The sequence below is a fragment of the Chryseobacterium vrystaatense genome (assembly GCF_000737765.1).
Classification (GTDB): Bacteria; Bacteroidota; Bacteroidia; order Flavobacteriales; family Weeksellaceae; genus Chryseobacterium; species Chryseobacterium vrystaatense.
In genome coordinates, this window is the sequence record NZ_JPRI01000001.1 from 769,879 (window position 1) to 790,175 (window position 20,297).

At 36.8% G+C, this 20,297-nt stretch carries 24 protein-coding genes and 1 pseudogene; 19 read left to right on the forward strand and 6 right to left on the reverse strand.

Going from position 1 to position 20,297, the window contains the following annotated elements; translation table 11 throughout:
• Positions 1-12: 12 nt before the first annotated feature.
• From porW to IW16_RS03580, 4 genes are all read right to left on the reverse strand, one after another.
• Entirely contained in the window at positions 13-2,586 is a 2,574-nt protein-coding gene (gene porW, locus IW16_RS03565) for a type IX secretion system periplasmic lipoprotein PorW/SprE (RefSeq protein ID WP_117590622.1), read from the reverse strand.
• A gap of 85 nt (positions 2,587-2,671) precedes the next feature.
• Positions 2,672-3,226 (reverse strand): Maf family protein, encoded by a 555-nt coding sequence (locus tag IW16_RS03570; protein WP_034739766.1) that lies wholly within the window; start codon positions 3,224-3,226, stop codon positions 2,672-2,674.
• Between the two features lie 9 nt (positions 3,227-3,235).
• Positions 3,236-3,754 (reverse strand): KdsC family phosphatase, encoded by a 519-nt coding sequence (locus IW16_RS03575; protein WP_034739768.1) that lies wholly within the window; start codon positions 3,752-3,754, stop codon positions 3,236-3,238.
• Complete coding sequence (locus IW16_RS03580; protein WP_034739770.1) at positions 3,744-4,493, reverse strand: Rossmann-like and DUF2520 domain-containing protein; 750 nt, start codon at positions 4,491-4,493, stop codon at positions 3,744-3,746. Before IW16_RS03580 ends, IW16_RS03575 begins: the two co-directional genes overlap by 11 nt.
• Before the next feature lie 188 nt (positions 4,494-4,681).
• On the opposite strand from IW16_RS03580, the gene IW16_RS03585 reads away from it, so the two are divergent.
• The 6 genes from IW16_RS03585 to lepA all read left to right on the forward strand — a co-directional run bounded on the left by IW16_RS03585 (position 4,682) and on the right by lepA (position 10,544).
• Entirely contained in the window at positions 4,682-5,233 is a 552-nt protein-coding gene (locus IW16_RS03585; RefSeq protein WP_034739772.1) for an RNA polymerase sigma factor, read from the forward strand.
• Positions 5,234-5,251: 18 nt separating this feature from the next.
• Entirely contained in the window at positions 5,252-5,785 is a 534-nt protein-coding gene (locus IW16_RS03590; protein ID WP_034739773.1) for a hypothetical protein, read from the forward strand.
• A 5-nt stretch (positions 5,786-5,790) separates the two neighbouring features.
• Entirely contained in the window at positions 5,791-6,312 is a 522-nt protein-coding gene (locus IW16_RS03595) for a hypothetical protein (protein WP_034739775.1), read from the forward strand.
• 98 nt (positions 6,313-6,410) lie between these two features.
• Positions 6,411-7,415 carry a hypothetical protein gene (locus IW16_RS03600; RefSeq protein WP_034739777.1) on the forward strand — a complete coding sequence of 335 codons (1,005 nt, stop codon included), beginning with the start codon at positions 6,411-6,413 and terminating at the stop codon, positions 7,413-7,415.
• A 175-nt stretch (positions 7,416-7,590) separates the two neighbouring features.
• Positions 7,591-8,622, forward strand: a complete 1,032-nt coding sequence (locus IW16_RS03605; RefSeq protein WP_034739779.1) for a hypothetical protein — start codon at positions 7,591-7,593, stop codon at positions 8,620-8,622.
• Positions 8,623-8,747: 125 nt separating this feature from the next.
• Positions 8,748-10,544, forward strand: a complete 1,797-nt coding sequence (gene lepA / locus IW16_RS03610) for a translation elongation factor 4 (RefSeq protein WP_034739780.1) — start codon at positions 8,748-8,750, stop codon at positions 10,542-10,544.
• Between the two features lie 38 nt (positions 10,545-10,582).
• Here lepA and IW16_RS03615 read toward each other — a convergent pair whose 3' ends face one another.
• Both IW16_RS03615 and IW16_RS03620 read right to left on the reverse strand, forming a co-directional pair.
• Positions 10,583-10,792, reverse strand: coding sequence for a hypothetical protein (locus IW16_RS03615; protein ID WP_034724485.1), 210 nt, complete (start codon positions 10,790-10,792; stop codon positions 10,583-10,585).
• Between the two features lie 98 nt (positions 10,793-10,890).
• Positions 10,891-11,523 carry a DUF1579 domain-containing protein gene (locus tag IW16_RS03620; protein ID WP_034739782.1) on the reverse strand — a complete coding sequence of 211 codons (633 nt, stop codon included), beginning with the start codon at positions 11,521-11,523 and terminating at the stop codon, positions 10,891-10,893.
• A gap of 121 nt (positions 11,524-11,644) precedes the next feature.
• On the opposite strand from IW16_RS03620, the gene IW16_RS03625 reads away from it, so the two are divergent.
• From IW16_RS03625 to IW16_RS03685, 13 genes and pseudogenes are all read left to right on the forward strand, one after another.
• Positions 11,645-12,322, forward strand: a complete 678-nt coding sequence (locus IW16_RS03625; RefSeq protein ID WP_034739784.1) for an NUDIX hydrolase — start codon at positions 11,645-11,647, stop codon at positions 12,320-12,322.
• 253 nt (positions 12,323-12,575) lie between these two features.
• Positions 12,576-13,117, forward strand: a pseudogene (locus tag IW16_RS27165) (NADAR family protein).
• 30 nt (positions 13,118-13,147) lie between these two features.
• On the forward strand, positions 13,148-13,696 hold the full coding sequence (locus IW16_RS03635) for a 2OG-Fe(II) oxygenase (protein ID WP_034739785.1): 549 nt from the start codon (positions 13,148-13,150) through the stop codon (positions 13,694-13,696).
• A 75-nt stretch (positions 13,697-13,771) separates the two neighbouring features.
• Positions 13,772-14,107 (forward strand): hypothetical protein, encoded by a 336-nt coding sequence (locus tag IW16_RS03640; RefSeq protein WP_034739787.1) that lies wholly within the window; start codon positions 13,772-13,774, stop codon positions 14,105-14,107.
• Between the two features lie 2 nt (positions 14,108-14,109).
• Positions 14,110-14,964 carry a hypothetical protein gene (locus IW16_RS03645; RefSeq protein WP_051889884.1) on the forward strand — a complete coding sequence of 285 codons (855 nt, stop codon included), beginning with the start codon at positions 14,110-14,112 and terminating at the stop codon, positions 14,962-14,964.
• Between the two features lie 3 nt (positions 14,965-14,967).
• A complete protein-coding gene (locus IW16_RS03650) occupies positions 14,968-16,038 on the forward strand; it encodes an adenylosuccinate synthetase (RefSeq protein WP_034739789.1) in 1,071 nt (356 codons plus the stop codon).
• A 52-nt stretch (positions 16,039-16,090) separates the two neighbouring features.
• On the forward strand, positions 16,091-16,687 hold the full coding sequence (locus tag IW16_RS03655) for a DUF4291 domain-containing protein (protein WP_034739790.1): 597 nt from the start codon (positions 16,091-16,093) through the stop codon (positions 16,685-16,687).
• Between the two features lie 11 nt (positions 16,688-16,698).
• Positions 16,699-17,169, forward strand: a complete 471-nt coding sequence (locus IW16_RS03660; RefSeq protein ID WP_051889886.1) for a hypothetical protein — start codon at positions 16,699-16,701, stop codon at positions 17,167-17,169.
• A 49-nt stretch (positions 17,170-17,218) separates the two neighbouring features.
• Positions 17,219-17,692 carry a TIGR02452 family protein gene (locus IW16_RS03665; RefSeq protein WP_262485506.1) on the forward strand — a complete coding sequence of 158 codons (474 nt, stop codon included), beginning with the start codon at positions 17,219-17,221 and terminating at the stop codon, positions 17,690-17,692.
• Positions 17,692-18,327 carry a DUF4291 domain-containing protein gene (locus IW16_RS03670; protein WP_034739793.1) on the forward strand — a complete coding sequence of 212 codons (636 nt, stop codon included), beginning with the start codon at positions 17,692-17,694 and terminating at the stop codon, positions 18,325-18,327. The genes IW16_RS03665 and IW16_RS03670 overlap by 1 nt, the downstream gene beginning before the upstream one ends.
• Complete coding sequence (locus tag IW16_RS03675; protein ID WP_051889888.1) at positions 18,324-19,235, forward strand: ADP-ribosylglycohydrolase family protein; 912 nt, start codon at positions 18,324-18,326, stop codon at positions 19,233-19,235. Before IW16_RS03670 ends, IW16_RS03675 begins: the two co-directional genes overlap by 4 nt.
• A complete protein-coding gene (locus IW16_RS03680; protein ID WP_034739795.1) occupies positions 19,225-19,731 on the forward strand; it encodes an O-acetyl-ADP-ribose deacetylase in 507 nt (168 codons plus the stop codon). The genes IW16_RS03675 and IW16_RS03680 overlap by 11 nt, the downstream gene beginning before the upstream one ends.
• Positions 19,731-20,297: an SMI1/KNR4 family protein gene (locus IW16_RS03685; RefSeq protein ID WP_034739796.1), complete on the forward strand. Its 567-nt coding sequence runs from the start codon at positions 19,731-19,733 to the stop codon at positions 20,295-20,297. The genes IW16_RS03680 and IW16_RS03685 overlap by 1 nt, the downstream gene beginning before the upstream one ends.

Below are 20,297 nucleotides of genomic sequence, written 5' to 3' on the forward strand. Positions count from 1 at the left end.
TCGCTTTTCTTTTTATTGAGGTTTTGCCGGAATTTGGTTGGGCTGATTTTCTTTCAGCTTCTTTAATTTCTGTTTTTTATCAGGCTTTGCCAGATCAGCTTCAGGTAGCGGCTGAAGGAGCTTATTATTATTATTATTATTATTATTATTCGGGTCCTGTGGAGCACCATTAACCGGCTTCTGCATCGGTTGTGACGGCATTTCAGGAACCTGAGAAACAGAATTTCCTCTATTATCCGTTGCCTGGAAGGCCAGATCACTTTTAAGATAATTCAGCATTTCTTTGGCTTTGATACCCTCAGGTGTTTTAGAATAATTCAGTGCGATCTGTTCAAGCTGCAGAATCATCACCTCTTTCCCACTTGTTTTTCCCGTATTGAAAGCATTCAGCAGATGAAACTTTGGAATAAGAGCGTCCTTAGGGAATTTTTGTATCGTCTGATCTATAATGTCCCTGCTTTCTCCAAACTTTTCAGATTCATAAAGAGCGTAGGCTTTTTTATATTCATTTTCAACATCTTCTGATGATTTTACAAAGGAATTGTTCTTAGGATTTCTTGCAAATTCTGCATAAGATGTATAAGCATAATCCGTTAAAAGAATCTGTTTTGCCCTTTCTGAGGCTTGGGGATTCTTTTGATAATTCATGGCAAAGATCTCGTAAAGCGCCTGAAGCATTACTTTTTCCTCAGGTTTTACGTCAACAAGGTCATACAGTGTTTTTGTTGCCAATGGAGTATTGGTGAAGTAATTCTGATACATCACTCCCAGTCCTAATGAAGCTGTATCTCTGTCCTTCTTTAATTGCCCTAATTTCACCTGATCGGTAGGAATCTGTTCAATATAAAAAGTGGTTTCAAAACGTCTCGGATTAGGAGCCGAAGTTACGCCGAGAGCTTCATTTTTCATGTCTTCGATAGATGCCATTTTTTTAGAATAACGCCAGTTATCCGCTAACGCTCTGTCTCCCCAAACCTGTTTAAATGAAGATGTTCCCTTGCTTATTGTTCCGGTATTACTGAAATAGAATCCTTTGGTAGTTACCCCAAAATCTTCAAAAGAATTAGTGTTATTGGCAAATATAGAATTGGCATTGTAGTCTCCGCTGTCGAAGCCTTTGCTTCTTTCTGCCCGTATTCTCTCCTGTTCTTCTTTTTCCTCTTTAGCTTTCAGTTTAGCGATATATTTGGTGAAAAAGTCGGCTTTCTGTGTATCACTCATCCTTGCTAAAGAAAGAATACTGTCATTCTTCTTGATCAGATAGTAGTTTTTGGAAATCTTCTTGATATACTCAGACTGGTCTTTCAAAAGGATTTTAGAAGGCTCGTAAGTCATTACCGTTAAGGCCGAATCATAATATGTTCCTGCTCCGATATAGTCGTTTTTTTCCAGATAACTCTTCCCTATCTCATAATACGTAAGACCTCTTACCTGTGGATCAGAAACCTTCTCAAATAAAGATTTTTTAAAGAACTGCTGTGCTTCGTCTTTCTTTCCAGCCTTATTGGCCATTAAGCCTAAAGCATAGTAAAACTCATTTTTTCTGGAGCCATATGTACCTTTCTTACTGATGCCTTCAAGATAATTTTTAGCACCATTATAATCTCCTTTTCCATTGAAAGTCTTTGCAATAGCGATTTGGGATTTTACTTCAAACTCAAAATCATTGGCATATTTGTAAGCCTGAGTGAAGCTTTCACGGGCTTTGTCATTTTGGCCGAGATTTTCAGAAACCTGACCTCTCAGATAGGCTATCCTGCTTTTAAGCTTCCTGTCCGAGTTCAGATCAAATGCTCTGTCCAGTTCAACGGCTGCTTCATCCAGTTTACCAGCTTCCAAAAGAGTCTCAGAATGATAAATACTCAGCAGTTTTGCATAGCTTTTATTAATATCCTCTCCTTTTAGCTTGGCAAATGTTTCCTGAGCTTTATGATAATCTTTGATTTTAGAATAAGCGACCCCCTGGTAAATTCGTGCCAGAGGAAGCCTTTTGTCTTCCTTCATGTGAGTGAACACATAGTTAAGAGCATCCAGAGCCTGGACTGCCTTATTTTGGTAAATTCTTGACTGCACAAGAATCATATAAGCATCAAATATTTTTTTGTTTTTTTCTTCACCATTTCTGATGACAGAATATTTGTTGATGGCTTTTTGGGCTTTAGCTTCAGCAATTTCGAGGGTGGTAGCTCCTTTATTTTGTTGACTGTCAGCAGTTCCTGGGCCCTGTGCATCTGGCATTCCCGGTTGTGCTCCGGGTGGCATTCCTGGAACACCTCTTCCTGAAGGTTTGTTTACTTCAGCCATTTTCATGGAGTTTTCAGCAAATGCGGCTGATTGTCCCAAATCACTTCCCAAAGGCTGATCTTCAAAGGTAAGGATGGGAATGTAAGGAGCATAAAAATTATCCTTATGTCCTTTGTCTCTGCTCGTAAATTCACTGTTTAATGCGTCTTTAGCATTAAAAAGGGTATTGTAATATGTGTTAAATCCTTTCATGAATTTTGATCGTTGCTCCGGCTTTTTGGTCTTGGTAGCACAGGAAGCAACGATACACATGATTAAAAGGAATAATATATTCTTTTTCATTATTCAATATAACTCTCTTATCTGCTTTTTATTATCAGCAGTTGATGATTTTGTAAAAATAATAAAATTTTATAATGAATAATATTTATATTTCATTCAAAATTTTGTAAACCAAATGGGTAGGAAGCCCCATAATGGTATAAAAACTTCCATTCAGCTTTTTGATTTTGGCCATACCCAGCCATTCCTGGATACCATAACTGCCCGCTTTATCGAAAGGTTTATAATTCTGAATATAATAGTTTATTTCATCATCTGAAATTTCATCAAGTTCTACGTCTGCTACATCGGTTTCTGTAAAGGTCTTATCAACAGACTGTATGGTAATTCCTGTATACACCTGATGTGTTTTGCCGGAAAGCATTCGAAGCATATGTTTGGCCTCCGCCTTATCCTTTGGCTTTCCAAGAATCTGTCCTTCTGAAGCAACGACGGTATCGGCTGTTATTAAAACTTCATCAGTGGTTAAATCGCGGAATGCTTTTGCTTTTAATTCAGACAGATAAGCTGCAGCCTCTCCTATTTTGATAGCCTCAGGAAGAATTTCTTCGCAGTCTATTTTGACCACTTCAAAATCAAAACCTAAGTTTGAAAGCAGTTCTTTTCTTCTTGGAGATTGGGATGCTAAAAGTAATTTCATAGGTTGATTTTATACAGATTGGGTATTATCGTCGTGCCAGTTCCCCTGAACTTTCATCACCTGCTCTATCACATCACGTACTGCTCCACTGCCTCCTTTTTTGGTTGAGATATAATCAGATATACCCTTTACTTCCGGAACAGCATTTTCTGGGCATACAGCGATTGCGGAGCTTTCCATGATGTGGATATCCGGAAGATCATCACCCATCGTAAGAATCTCTTCATTTTTAAGATTATATTTCTTTTTAAAATCTTCAAAATCAACCATTTTATTATGTGATTTGGGATAATAATCATCAATGCCCAGATAATTGATTCTGTGTTTTACCATATCATCATTTCCTCCGGTGATTACTCCTATTAAATAGTTGTTTTTTAAAGCTTTAACTACTGCATATCCGTCCAGGACATTCATTACTCTGCACATATTTCCACCAGGCATCAGATAAACACTTCCATCTGTAAAAACTCCATCTACATCAAATACAAACGCCTTGATATCTTTTAATTTCTCTTTATAACTCATACATTTTCTGAATAGAATGATTCATTGTCTTATAAATTTCAAGACTTTCGCCTTTTAATAGCTGCTCATGTAATTCCAGTACTCTCACATCGTTTCTTACAGCAGGTCCGGTTTGTGCCGCTTTGGGCTCAATTTCATGAATTTTCTTCACCGTCTCATCAATCAGCGGCAGAAAATAGTCGAACGGAATTTCCTGTGAATCCGAAACTTCTTTAGCTCTTGCGAAGAGATGATTAACAAAATTGCAGGCAAAAACCGCAGTAAGGTGGATATATTTTCTCTTTTCATGACTGCTTTCCATGACGTTATCTGAAATTTTGGAAGCGAGATCAAAAAGAAGCTGTTGGTCCTGTTCATTTTCTGTTTCAATAAAAAACGGAATCTTTTCGTAATCCAGTGCTTTTGATTTTGAAAAGGTCTGTAAAGGATAAAAGCTTGATTTTCTATATTCTCCTGACAGTATTTCCATAGGCAGAGAGCCTGAAGTATGGGCAACCAAACAGTTTTTTTTAGTGATCATTCTAGAGACGTTTTCCACCGAATGGTCACTTACACAGATGATGTAGAGATCTGCGTCTTCCAGGTGCTTTGTGGAATAAGGAACATTCAGCTCCTCAGAAATTTTCTTCAGTTCTTCGCTGTTTCTTCCAAAAATCTGTGTTAATGGAATACTATTCAGACTAAAAGCTTTTGCCATATGGTAGGCTACATTACCGGAACCTATAATTACAATTTGCATCTAACAAATATAAGATTTTAAAGGAAGATGGAAACAGAAGGGCAGAAGTTTATGATAAGTCTTCTAAGGCCCGCTGCCTAAAGCTCAGAGCGTAACGATCTCATATTATTTTAAATATTTGGACTGAAAATTGAATAAGTAATTTAACTTTCGGCTATTTTTGTAATCCAAAACAGTGAAAGCATCTTATGAAGATTAAGGACGCGGAAATTATTTCGTTGATGCAGAATCCACGGACCCAGGAAAAAGGTGTCCGTGCCTTGATGGATGCTTATCAAAGCAGATTGTACTGGCATATCAGAAGAATTATTGTGGATGGAGATCTTGCTCAGGATACGTTGCAGGAGACTTTTATTAAAGCCTATCAGAATTTTCACCAGTTCAAAAATGACAGCCAGCTGTATACCTGGTTGTACAGGATTGCCACCAACGAGGCATTACAGCAGGTAAATAAGATGAAGAAAATGCAGAAAACGGATGAAGATCCGGAATATTATATGCAGAATCTGGTGGCCGATAATACAGAAGGAGATGCAGAAGAAATACAGCTGTTTCTCCAGAACGCCATACAAAGCCTGCCCGAAAAGCAGAAACTGGTATTTATGATGCGGTATTATGATGATTTGCCTTACGAAGAGATATCAAAAATTGTAGATATGTCTGTAGGGACCCTGAAAACGAATTATCATTATGCCAAACAGAAAATAGAAGAATATATTAAAGAAAATTACGAGAGATAATTTTTTGACCAAACAAAGATGAAAGAGTTCGACATAGAAAAACTAGAACGAAAAAATATTTACAAGGTTCCGGATGATTTATTTGAAAATATCCAGAACAGGGTAATGAACGAAGTGAAAGTGGATAAAAAAGCACCGGTTTTCAAGCTGAACTGGATGTATGCCGCTGCAGCCTCACTTGCTTTGATATTTGGGGCTACCTATGTTATTAATTCTGACAATGATACTGCAAATGATGGAGTGAATCCGAAAACATATGCAATCAACAGGGAGCAGCCAAAGACAGAGGGAGAGCGTGCTTATGAAACGCTTGAAGCAGATTTAACTTCTGTTGAAAATACTAATCAAACAGTTAGTAATCAAAAGGGTAAAACGGTTTCCTATACTTCTGAAAACAGAAATGAAAATATAACATCTCAGAAGCCTGTGAAAACAGGGAATAAGAAAGAAGAAACTAAAATGAATGAATATCTGGATTCGTTTTCTAATTCTGAAATTTCAGAGTTGGCAAGTAACTCAACCCAGGACGTTTATTTAGATCTATATAATTAAGAAAGATGAAAAAGATATTATTTACACTTTTTATTATGTATGGTTTTGGTCTGAATGCACAAAATGCGCAGACTACAGATTATGACTGGAAAAAGATGGATCCTAAACAACGAAAGGAGGTAATAAACAATCTTTCTCCGGAAGAAAGAAAAGAGCTTCTCAAGAAGTTTAGAAATAATATGGTGTTGGAAAATCTCGAAATTGATGCCAGTGATAAAACAGAATTTACGCAGCTTTATAACGAGTATCTTGAGAATCAAAAACAGATAAAGGGCCAGTTTAATCCCAATTTTAATCCGGAAGCATTATCTGATGATGAAGCAAAAGCAAAGTTACAGCAGAGTTTCGAAGTGGGGCAGAGGCTGCTGGATAACCGAAAGAAATATGCTGATAAGATGCAGCAGGTGATTCCTTGCCAAAAGGTATTAAAACTGTTTCAGTCTGAAGGAATGATGAGAGATAAAATGAATGAAAGAAAACCTCACAGCGGGCACGATAATACGGCGAGGCCCAAACAGAACCCATAATAGTTTATTTTTTTAATGTTGGACGGCTCTTACAAACAATTGTTTGTGAGAGCCGTTTAGTTTTAAAACTAATTGTTAGTTTTGCGAGAAATTACATTATGAAAAAAATACTGATGTTTTTAATGGTTTCAACTTTGTGCTTTGCTCAAAAGACAGAACTGATTAAGCTGAGCCAAAATATCAAAGACAAAAACTCCCGTACAAAATCTTTAAATTTATTGGATATCAGGACAGATAAAGATTTGGGAACTGTGATATACAAAGACGAATCTGTTCAAATGAAATTCAGCAATGAAGATTTAAAAAATCATGTGGAAACATGGTTTGCTGATGATAATAAAGCGAGAGGAAGTAATGATATCACCATCCTTTTAGAAGAAATCAAAATCACTAACTTTCAGAATACCGGACTGACAAAATTAAAAGTTAAAGTGAGCAGTTTTATCAATAGAAACGGTAAATATTTTTTTATCAGCAGATATTATAATACGTTAGATTTTAATTCAAAACTTACACCAAATATTCCCAAGCAGATTTCCTCATCTATCTCAGATATTTTATCCTCTTTTATTAATCAGTCATATGCTCATACTGTTTTACGTACGCCAATTCCGGAGGCTGAACTCAAAGATTATGAAGTGATACTGGAGAAAAATATGAAGTTTGTGACCTCTCCCGAACTTACGAATGGAGTTTATAAAGATTTCAAATCTTTTTCTGAGCAAAAACCACAGGAAGGGTATTATATCGGGAAGAATAAAAAAGGAAAAGTAATTGGGGTGAAAGATCAAAATGATCTTCTTGTCTTAACTGAGGAGATGTATGGATATGTAGAAGACGGGAAAGCTTATCGCTCTACACCTGTTGGTTTCTTAGAAATAAATAAAGATGATAGAGGATATTATATTGTTTCTTCCAGACAGGAACTGTATCCGAAAAACAGCAATACAGGGGCTATGATTGGAGGAATGACCGGTGGGCTCGTTGGTGGGCTTATCGGCGCTGCAATTGATTCCGGATCAAAAACCGGGAGAAATGGGAATACTGCTTTATCCAATGTTTATATAGACTCTTTAACAGGGGATTATGTCTTTGAAAAATAAATTGTGTCCTGAAAATTAAAGAAAGAAATTGTCCTGCTTTTTATTACTTTGCAAATTACAACGTTCTTAAAAATGATGTAATTTCAAGAAATAGTGGGCAAAATTTTATTTTTGTGAAGTAATTAAATTCAAAGTTTCTGTTTAAAGCAGATCTCAGTTTCGTAAAATTATAAATATGAAAAAAATATTTTTCTTTCTATTACTTTCCGGCTTATTTTTCGCCCAGAAAACGGAAGTAATTGACCTTTCAAAGTCTATAAAGGACAGCAAAAATAGGTACAAAAGCTTCAGAGTAATTGATCAGCGCCCCAATAAAGAAATTGGAAGCGTATTATTTCATAAAAATCAAGTGAATATTGTTTTTGAAAATGACCCGAGTAAAGACATTTCAGACTGGTTTTACAAATACAATACGGCTAGTGGAAATGATGAATTGGTACTTTTACTTGAAAAAATAATTATTTCTGAAGATATAAAAGAAAAATATTCTATCGCAAAGCTTGAGTTGCGGGCGAGTACTTTTAAAAAGAAAAATGACGGGTATCACTTTCTTAACAGAATAGATACCATGACAACGATTTCATCACGGAATACACCTTATTTAGCACAAAGTCTAGCAAAGAAAATTACACTGTCTTTAGCAGATTTTCTGAAAGATTCTTACAGTAAAACTACTTGGGAATTTGGTATTTCAGAAAATGATCTTGCCAGTTATAGTTCTATTTTGATTGATAAGCTTGATATTTTAAAGTCAGATACATTAAAAGAAGGGGTTTATAAAGATTCTTACAGTTTCTTTACCCACAATCCAGAACCTGGTTATACGATTGAAACCAACAGCAAAGGTGTTGCGACAAAAGCAGTGAATGGCGATGATAAAAAGCCAATCAGAAATTTTTATGCATTTGTTCATAACGGCGTTCCATTTAAAGTAATTCCGGTGGGTTATGTTGAAATTTTCAGAGATGAAATGGGACTTTTCATTGACGTTAAAAAAGAAGAGCTTTTTCCTGAACCTAATTCTACGATGTTAATGGTAGGCGGTGGTATAGGGGGGGCGATAGGAAGTCTGGTAGCCAATGTAGCCATTGTAGTGATTAATACCCAGGCAGCAAAAGAAAGAAAAGCGATGGCGGGAACAGAAGTTTCACTTGATCCATTAACAGGATATTATATATTGCCGGAAAATTTTGGTAAATCTAAATAATACATAGAGAGCATATTGCTTCTCTTTTTTATTGAAATCAGAATTAAGCGAAAGCATTTGTGACTAAAAATTAAAAATGAATTTCTCCTGCATTTTTTTATCTTTGCAAATTACAACGTTCTTAAATGAAAAACATACGAAATTTTTGCATAATCGCTCATATTGACCACGGTAAAAGTACTTTGGCAGACCGGCTTTTGGAGTATACCAATACAGTTACTCAGAGAGAACTGCAGTCTCAGACCCTGGATGATATGGATTTGGAGAAAGAACGTGGGATCACGATTAAGTCTCACGCCATCCAGATGGATTATGAATATAAAGGAGAAAAATATATCTTAAACCTGATCGATACACCGGGACACGTAGACTTTTCTTACGAGGTTTCCCGTTCTATTGCTGCTTGTGAAGGAGCACTTCTTATAGTAGATGCGGCACAGAGTATTCAGGCACAGACCATCAGTAATCTTTATTTAGCATTAGAAAATGATTTGGAAATTATTCCAATTCTAAATAAAATAGATCTTCCATCTGCAAATCCTGAAGAAGTTACCGACGAGATTATGGGACTTTTGGGTTGTAAATATGAAGATGTTCTTAGAGTTTCCGGAAAAACAGGTGAAGGGGTTCATGATTTGCTTGAGCAGATCGTCAATAGAATTCCTGCTCCGGTTGGAGATCCGACGGCTCCGCTACAGGCATTGATTTTTGACTCTGTATATAACCCTTTCAGAGGAATTGAAGCTTATTTCAAAGTAGTCAATGGAAGTATTTCCAAAAATGAGAAAATTAAATTTTTTGCAACTGGGAAAGAATATGGAGCTGATGAAGTAGGGACTTTGAAACTAAAACAGGTTCCGAAAAAGACGATTGAATGCGGTGACGTAGGTTATATTATTTCCGGTATTAAAGATGCAAGGGAAGTAAAGGTAGGTGATACCATAACCTCTTTTGTAAATCCTGCTGCTGCGGCAATTGATGGATTTGAAGAAGTAAAACCAATGGTTTTTGCCGGAATCTATCCTATTGAATCCGAAGATTTTGAAGAACTGAGATTCTCATTAGAAAAATTAAGACTGAATGATGCTTCTTTGGTTTTCGAACCTGAAAGCTCTGCAGCTCTTGGTTTTGGTTTCCGTTGCGGATTCCTGGGAATGCTTCACATGGAAATCGTACAGGAACGTCTTGAAAGAGAATTTGATATGAACGTTATTACTACGGTTCCCAACGTGTCATACCATGGATATTCCAAAAAAGATCCTGAAACCACAATTCTAATCAACAACCCGTCTGAGATGATTGATCCCAATCTTTTAGACAGAGTTGAAGAGCCTTATATTAAAGCTTCTATAATTACTAAGTCCGATTTCGTTGGCGCTGTAATGACGCTTTGTATTGAAAAAAGAGGGGAGATTGTTAACCAAAGTTATTTAACGGCAGACAGAGTGGAATTAACATTCAATATGCCTTTGGCTGAGGTGGTCTTTGACTTTTATGACCGTCTAAAATCAATTTCTAAGGGATACGCATCTTTTGACTATTCACCGATAGGAATGCGTTCTTCTAAATTGGTAAAAATGGATATTCTGATCAATGGAGATATGGTAGATGCATTGTCATCATTGATTCATGATAGCAATGCCTATTATATCGGTAAGAAGATGTGTGAAAAACTTCGTGAACTGATTCCTAGGCAGCAGTTTGATATTGCAGTTCAGGCAGCTTTGGGAGCGAAAGTTATTGCAAGAGAAACCATTAAAGCATTGAGAAAAGACGTTACCGCAAAATGTTACGGTGGAGATATCTCCAGAAAACGTAAACTTCTTGAAAAGCAGAAAGAAGGTAAAAAGAAAATGAAACAGATTGGTAGAGTAGAAGTACCACAATCAGCGTTTATGGCAGTATTAAAACTAGACGATTAATATAAAAAAGACCGGTAATTTTTACCGGTCTTTTATTTTTAGAAAGTTCGCTGCTTCTCCGTAAGGTTGGCCTGTATAACCAAAGCACCGAGACCGAGAATCACTTCAGCAATGCCCAGTGTTCTTATAAGATTGATCCCGCATACGAGACATTCAGGTTCCGGGAAAGGCTTTTTCCCCACAACAATGATCAATACTCCTCCTATGATAATAATGACCACGATAAAGGCTCTTAATAATGTTTTCATGATGGTATAAATTTTTATTTTCTACACCAAAGGTGAGTATATCCGTCAGAAAATCAATAAGGAAAATCACTGTTTAGGAGAAGAGGTTTCTCCTGTTTTTATTTCTTTCTGGTGAATTGTATTTCCATGGATTTATGTTCTTTTCCTGTTTTGGAATCAGGACCGTACATTTCCATACTGTGGTGATTGTCGTCTGTAAATATATAGACTTCTCTGAAATCACAGTTTTTACCGGGTCTTGCAGGATCGGCCATGGTACCTTTGAATTCAAGTGATTTTTTCGCCGCATTCCATTCTCCTTCCGCATGCATGATTCCTGTTCCCATATTATCGATCCAGGTACTTACAAACTTTTTCTTGGCATTATCATAACCCATCAGGCTCATGCCTTCAAAAGGCATTCCCATGAAGTTTCCTTTGTAGTTGCTCTGCTGATACCGTCCTCCAAAAATCATTTTATTAGTGCATTCGGACTGGCTGGTCACCGGCTTTCCACCTGCTTCCATCCACATGGTTGATGTTCCTGTCCAGTTTCCGTCATATTTTGCAAGCATCTTGTGAAGATCTCCCGGTGTTGCATAGTCCATCCATGCTTTCATCGCAACAGCAGAATCTACAGGTTTCCATTCAGCAGAATCTGTTTTAACAGAATTTTTGTCTGTAACAGTCTTTCCCTTCTCACACGCGGTCAGAATTAAAGCGACGGAGAATAATAACAATAGATTTTTCATAATTAGTTAATTTTAAGTGGGTTAATGTCAAATAAAGTTAGCGAATTTTATTATGCGCTCAATTGTTTTTTTGATTTCATATATAAGTTGTACCTTTGTGTATTCATAACGCAAATTAATTATGCAGGATATAAAAGTTGCGGTAGACGCAGTCATTTTCGGATACTTTGATAAACAGGATCTTCAGCTTCTTCTGATTAAAAGAAAGATTGAACCTTTCAAAGGAGGATGGGCTCTTCCGGGAGGCCTTGTTCTGGATGATGAAAATCTGGATGATGCAGTGAAAAGAGAACTCCATGAAGAGGCCGGAATAAAGCCTGATTTTTTGGAACAACTCTATACTTTTGGCAACGTAGGTCGGGACCCAAGGAACAGAGTGGTTTCTGTGGCTTATTTAGGCCTTGTCAACCCTTCTTATCATGAACTCTTTGCAGACTCTGACGCGGAAGATGCACAATGGTTCAGCGTAAACAGACTTCCGTCTCTTGCTTTTGATCATAAAAACATTATTGATATTGCGCTAAAAAGACTTCGGACAAAGCTCCAATACCAGCCGATCGGCTTTAATCTTCTGAATGAAGAATTTCCTTTTTCTGACCTTGAAAATCTGTACCGGACTATTATCGGGCGTGAAATAGACCGAAGAAATTTTCGTAAAAAGATCATGAGCTATGGCCTGCTAAATGAAACCAACAACATTAAAAAAGAAGGCAGCGGAAGACCCGGAAAACTATTCACCTTCAATCAGGAGAAGTATGAAGAACTCGAAAAAGAAGGCTTCTACTTCGAAATCAAATAATCATAATTCAAGACTCATCCAGTTTAGATTGACATCAAAAATCTGTGATTTTATCATTTAAAACAAATAAACTAAAATTTTAGTTTATCGCGTGTTCGTGCTGTTTGCAAAAAAAGCAATATCATTTACATTTCAAAATATTTAAATTTTAATATTGATAATCAGTTACTTGAATATTTAGCGTTAAAATAACGCAAATATATTTTGGTCGTAAAATGATATTGTTTTACATTTGTGTAAGAATAACACAATCATGAAATACACCTTACCAAATATTATTGAAAAATTTCAGCAAAAAGAAAGACCTGAATTCTTACTCTTCTGGGGACACACGGTAAAAGATGAAATTACCAAATCATGCTTCAGCCAGTGGTTCCCCCTTCAGTTTGAAGAAAACAGAACCATTTATAAAACTGCCGAACATTATATGATGGCCGGAAAAGCAAAATTGTTTAATGATCAGGAAATCTTACAGAAAGGTTTAAAATCCGAAACGCCTAATGAAGCTAAAAGCTTAGGAAGGAAAGTGAAGAATTTTACCCGAAACTTTGGGACGAACATAAATATGAAATCGTAAAGAGGGCCAATCTTTTGAAATTCTCACAAAATCTAAAGTTTCAGAATTTTCTGTTGGCAACTGATGATAAGATTTTAGTAGAAGCCAGTCCTTATGACAAAATCTGGGGCATCGGAATGCTGGAAACAGATGCCAGAGCTCTTGATCCAAAACTTTGGGATGGTGAAAATCTGCTTGGATTTGCTTTGATGGAAGTAAGAGACGAATTAAGAAGGTAAAAACACAGTCGCCAAACACAAAATAGCAATATGGAAAAGACAGAACTTCACCCACAAATATTTCTGATCGAAGATTTTCTCACTTCCTCAATTTGTGATGAATATGTTGCAATGGCACAGGGAAAAGTATTTGAAGAAGCCAAAATCAATATGAATGGGTTTCAGATGATGAGCAAAGGGATCAGAAATAATGACAGACTGATGGTTTTTGACAATGATTTGGCCGGTGATCTTTTCAGAAAAGCGGCAGAATTTCTTCCTCAGGAATTTGAAAATTATAAGCTTCAGAATTTTAATGAAATGTTCAGAGTCTATAAATATGCTCCGGGGCAACGTTTTAAAATGCACAGAGACGGAAGTTACATCCGTAATGAAAATGAAAAAAGCTTTTATACTTTTCTGATTTATCTGAATGATGACTTTGAAGGAGGAGAAACAGAATTTGAAAACTTATTCACTGTAGCTCCAAAAAAAGGAACCGCATTGGTTTTCCATCACCCGCTTAGACATGAAGGGAAAACTTTGATCAGTGGATTAAAATATGTTTTGAGAACCGATGTAATGTATTCCAATACGTAATCACCTGTAAGAGCATAAGCATTACTATGTCTTTTTTAATTAGCGTACAAATAACACAAACAAAACCGTAAAAAGATGGAAGACAACTTAAAACCAAGATTCATAGAGTCATTACAAAGAAATAATGACCAGATCAGAGAAGACCGTGCACGGACAATCGGAGCAGATTCCGAATTGATCTACAGGCGCCGGGTGGAAGACATTGAACTTAAAATAAAGAGACTGCAAAGAGAACAGGAGGGCCTTATTGATATCAGTCCTTTGGACAGGAACAGTTTAACGTTTGCGGATTTTCAGCCGGAGGCATTTGTTCAGAAAGATATAGAATATTCATTAACCATCAGAAATTTAAATATTCAGCTTGAAGTTGCAGTAAAGAGATTTGAGTATTTATTCGGTAAAACATTTTAATTATGGGAAGTACAAGATATGACATGGACGCTCGCTTTGAAAGAGCAAGAAAAGAAGGTTACGGATCTAAATCCGCAGGTGAAATTTTCACTCAGAATGCAAAAAGAATGGCTCATGAATCGATGAACCCCAATGGTATTTCTTTCAGAGAATCCAGAGATTCTGAGGTACACCCGAATTCAGTTCCTGTCATTTTAGGATTGGATGTGACGGGAAGTATGGGGCATATTCCACACGAGCTTATTAAAGAAGGACTTCCTAAATTAATGGGCGGAATTATCCAGGGAGGTGTTCCTGATCCAGCGCTTTTATTTTTAGCGATCGGGGATCATGAATGCGATGCCTTTCCTTTACAGGTCGGGCAGTTTGAATCCGGAGATGCGGAACTGGATATGTGGCTTACCCGTACGTATATTGAATCCGGCGGTGGAGGAAATGCAGGAGAAAGTTACCTTTTAGCTTGGTACTTTGCCGCTTTTCACACAAGAACCGATGCTTTTGAGAAGAGAAACCAGAAAGGGATCTTGTTTACGGTAGGGGATGAACCCTGTTTAAAAACACTTCCGGCATCAGCGATCAGAGAAATTATGGGAACGGGTCAGCAGACCTACACTCATATTGAGTTACTGGAAGAAGCGAAAAAACGATATGAAGTATATCACATCAATGTTCTGCATTCTGATCAGGCGATGAGAGCAGATAGTGGCTGGAAGGAATTATTAGGACAAAACTGTTTATCAATAGCTGACCACAGAGAAATTCCGAATGTCATAAAAAGAGTGATCTGCGATAGGTTTAAAAATGAAACGTTCAGACCAGCAGAAGGAGGAGGATTGGATCATATTCAAATGTTTTAAGTCATGAAAAGGGCCCAAATAGTAATAGGCCTGGGTTTTGGTGATGAAGGAAAAGGAATCACTACGGATTTTCTTGCGCAGCAAAACCCGGAGTCTGTTGTCATCAGGTTTTCCGGAGGACAGCAGGCGGCACATACGGTAATGCTTGATGAAAAAAAGCATGTCCATTCCAGTTTTGCCAGCGGAGCCCTTCGTGGACTGCCTTCCTATTTTACAGAACATTGTACCATTCATCCTGTTTTTTTGTTGAATGAAAGAGATGAACTGATGGAGAAAGGCGGAAACACCGAACTGCATATTCATCCATTAGCCAAAGTGACGACTCCGTTTGATGTCTGGAAGAACAGGAATAGTGTGAAAAACCTGGAACACGGAACCTGCGGAAAAGGAGTTGGAGCAACGATGAAAAGACAGGAAAGTCCTTACAAACTGTTTGCTGCCGATTTGATTGCCCCAAGAGGAATGCTGATCGAAAAATTAAAGGGGATTGCTTATTACTACGGATTGATGAATGAAGATCAGTTGGAAGAATCATTGCAGGACTTTTTGAATGCGGTGGATAAGATCGATTGGAAAATAGAGGATTATAATTATCTGAATTCTTTTGAAAACCTCATTTTCGAAGGCAGTCAGGGGGTTCTTCTGGACATGGATCATGGGGTTTTTCCAAATGTGACCTATGCAAATACCACATCCAAAAATGCGTATGAAATCTGCAGACTTTTGAAAATTGAGGATATTGAAATGTTTTATGTGACCAGAAACTATTCTACCCGTCACGGAAGTGGCTGGATGAGCAATGAAGGAGAATTAATGTTGAAAAACAATGAAGAGGAAACTTGTGTCTTTAATGATTATCAGAAGGAACTCCGCTTTGGAGAACTGGATTATGATCTGCTGAACTATGCCCTTCTTTTGGATGGGGCCTATGTTTCAGCCACTCAAAAGAATCTGGTCATAACATGCCTGGATCAGACGGATGAAAAACTTAAAAAAGAGAACTTAAAAGTAAAATTTGACAGAGTCTACGGATCATATTCTCCCTTTTCAAAAGACTTTAAACAAATTTTTTAAACCAAAATAATGGCTTTATATTTATTGACAAAAACGAGCCGGATATCGTAAAATGATGAAAGAATTTGAAATAAGAGCAGATTACAACAGAGATAACATTGTGGTCTACCAGTCCTATAATGATCAGATTGCAAAACCTGCAATGATCAATCAAAAATTTTCTGCTCCTTTTTCATTTAGCAGAATGACCTGGATCAAACCATCCTTTCTTTGGATGATGGAACGGAGTAATTACGGACAAAAATCTGGACAGGAATGCACGTTGGCCATTCATATCAAAAGAGAAGCGTGGGAAAAGGCGCTAAGCAAAGCCATTTTAACTTCACCCGAAAAAAGGGTTTATCCTAATCCGGGAATCTGGGAAAAAGACTTTGAAAGTGCTGAAGTCTATGTGCAGTGGGATCCGGAAAGAAATATTAAAGGAAATAAATTAGCATATCGTTCCATTCAGGTTGGCATCAGCCGTTATTTGATTGAAGAATTTAATGAAGAATGGATTGTTAAAATAGAAGATTATACTCCTTTGGTAAAAAAGATCCTACATTTTACCAAATCAGGAGCATATGATAAAGCTAAAAAGCTGTTGCCAACTGAGAAAATATATCCACTATCCAGTAAACTGGCTCAGACCATAGGAGCAATTATTTAAAAACAAGAAAAATGAAAACAGTAAGTCTTTACAGACCGGTAGGAGAAAAAGAAATGATCCTGATAGCAGAGAGTAACTACAAAAAATTTCCACCAAGATTGGAGTGGCAGCCTATTTTTTATCCCGTATTGAATGAAAGCTATGCTTCAGAGATTGCTGAAAAGTGGAATACGAGAGACGAAGCCGGAAATTATCTTGGTTTTGTTACCAAATTTGAAGTGAAAGAAGAGTTTATCGATCAATATCCTGTACAGAATGTGGGAACAAGAAGGCATAATGAATTGTGGGTTCCGTCGGAAAAGTTGGAGAATTTTAATGATGCGATTGTTGGAAATATTGAAGTGATTAAAGTATTCATAGGAGAAGAGTTTACAAAAACGGGAAGTCCAGAACTGAAAAGTCTGATGTTAAACATTAAAAAACTAACCATGACCAATAAAGGAATGGCAAAAGATACCTTAGAGATCTTAGCCAAAAAATAAAAATCCGGGAGGAGGATTTATCAACGGGGCAGAAGCTCAGGAAGAAAGTCTGGCAAGAGCTACGGCTCTATACGAAGCCCAGCTTCAAGCCTGGGATTATTACAAAATTCATAGAGATATAGAATCCTGCTTTTATACCGATATGATGATTTACAGCCCTCAGGTTCCGGTTTTCAGAAAAGATAAAGGAGAACTGTTATTGAAACCTGTTTTTTGTAATTTCATTACCTCTCCAGCGGTGAATGCCGGAGTTGTTAAAAGGCAGGAACCTGAAAGAGCAGGTGAAATATATGATGCCATGGATGTTAGAATGGATAAAATGCTCGCTTTGGCTCTGAGTCAGGGAAATGAAACTTTAATTTTAGGGGCCTGGGGATGTGGAGTCTTCAAAAATGAGCCAAAAGAAATTGTGGATTTATTTAAAACGCATCTGCATGGAAAATATAAGAATCAATTTAAAAGAGTGGTTTTTGCGGTCTTGACTAAAAAGGAAGAGATGCTGAAACTGTTTGAAGAAATATAATGAAACTTAAATTAAAAAAATATAAAGAACAATTACAGGATTGGCCTCAAAAAGGACATCATATCATGGCTCAGTATGATGATGAGAAAATTATTGCCTATCAGTCTTATCGGAAACAAATTGGAGAATTTGCTGTTAAGAATCAATATTTTGGAGGCGCATTCAGTCTGGAAAGGATGACCTGGATAAAACCCAACTTTCTATGGATGATGTACCGAAATGGGTGGGGAACCAAAGAAGATCAGGAATATGTTTTGGCGATTCACCTAAAAATGGATGCTTTCAAAAAGTATTTAGAGAATGCAGTTTATTCTTCCTACAAAGATAATTTGGGAATTTCACAGAAAGAATGGCAAGATCAGGTGAAGGAGTCTTCTGTAAGATTACAGTGGGATCCTGATCATGATCCTTTTGGAAATAAGCTGGAGAGAAGAGCAATACAAATTGGACTGAGAAATGAATTTGCCCATATTTTTGCTCATGAAGATATTCTTTTAATTGAGAACATATCGGATTTTGTAAAAGAACAGTATCAGTTTGTTTTAAATGATGATCTGGATAATTTGATTATTCCTGAGGAAAAACCACTGTTATTCGAAGATGAGGTTTTAAATAAAAAATTAAGATTAAAATGACAACAGACAGACTTTTTCTCGCTTCAAAATCACTGACGGGAACTTCTTTTGGTGATGCTTTTGGAGAAAGCTTTTTCGGAGAGGAAAGTTTGATGAAAAGGTATATACATCAGAGAGTTTTGCCTGAAAGTACTTTGGATTTTACCGATGATACAATTATGTCTGTTGCTGTTTTTAGATCTCTGGAAAATTTAGGAGAAATTAATCAGAATTTTCTGGCAAAAGTTTTTACAGAGAATTATTACCTTGATATCAACAGAGGATATGGTCCTTCCATGCATCAGTATTTCAGATCTGTGGAAAACGGAGAAAGCTGGAAAAACGTTTCCCACTCAAAATTTGAAGGACAGGGTTCTATGGGAAATGGTGGAGCAATGAGAGCTGCGGCAATCGGGGCTTATTTTTATAATGATCTGGAAAAGGTTAAAAAGAATGCAGAACTGTCATGTGAAGTTACTCATGCCAACAAAGAAGCAATAGAAGGAACAAAAGCTATTGCTTTGGCTTCGGCATTTGCCGTTCAGGAAAAACTGGAAATTATACAGATGAGCCAACAGGATTTTATTCACAAAATTCAGGATGAGCTGGAAGATTCTGACATGAAAAGTAAGCTGAATAATGTGCTTTATTTAGATGGAAAACCAAGTATAGAACTGCTGGTAAAAACTTTAGGAAATGGGATAAAAATGACAGCTCAGGACACAGTTCCTCTGGTTATCTGGATGCTGTCAAGATACAGGAATAATTTTGAAGAATGCCTCTGGCATACGGTGTCTGTTTTAGGTGACAGAGACACAACCTGTGCGATGGCTGGCGGTGTAAGCATTCTTTGCTGCGATGAAAACACTATTCCATATTGGGTCAAAGATGTAGAAAATTGGAAAAAGAGCAAATTTTATGAACATTGAATTAATAAAAGGAGATATCACAAAGATCCATGCAGATGCAATCGTCAACGCAGCCAATTCTTCGCTTCTCGGTGGAGGTGGAGTAGACGGAGCAATTCATCGTGCAGGTGGAAAGCAGATTCTTGAAGAGTGCATCCTGATTAGAAACAGACAGGGAAAATGCAATACTGGACAAGCTGTCGTAACGTCAGCGGGAAATCTTCCGGCAAAGTATGTGATTCATACCGTAGGACCTGTCTGGAATGATAATGAAGAGGAAAGCTCAGAACTTCTATCAAATTGCTATAAAAATTCTTTGCAGTTGGCCGAAAGTTTTGGAATTAAAACGGTTGCTTTTCCAAATATCAGCACAGGAATTTATAAATTTCCAAAAGAAAAGGCAGGAAAAATCGCTGTAGAAACGGTAAGAAATTTTCAGTCAGAGATCATTGAAAAAGTTATTTTTGTCTGCTTTGATGACGAAAATAAAGAAATTTATAAAAAGATTTTAGAATAATGGAGAAGTTTAATTTCAGATTTGTAGATGATCCTAAAAATAGAAATGTGGGATTAACGCTTGAAGAAATTAATACTCTCAAAGAGAAGATCGGTCTGAGGTTTCCAAAAGCTTACATTGATTATCTTCTAAAAGCGGGGAAAAATTCAAATGTGTTCAATGTTGAAACAAACAGTAGTGAATTGCAGAGAATTCAAAAAGGATTAAGGGCAGAATTAGATGCCCTTAATCTATTACAAAATGAAGAAATCTTATGTATCAAGAAAAATTTTGAAACCTATTATTTTTTTAATCTGTCTGAAAATAAAGGGACTCCCACACTTTATATTCTTTCAGAAATCTGTATAAATGAGAATTGGAATGTCTTCCAAAAAAGAATAACAACGGGGCAAGGAGAAAATTTTGTAAACTTTATTAACGGGCTGGCGGAAAAAATATATGGGAAGATGGTAAAACAATATCTTAAAAATATTCCATTATACATTATTGCAATACCAATTGCTATTGTTTTTAGTGTGCTAGCCGGGCTGATGATATTAACAGAAAAAATTTGGAGAAAAAATTAA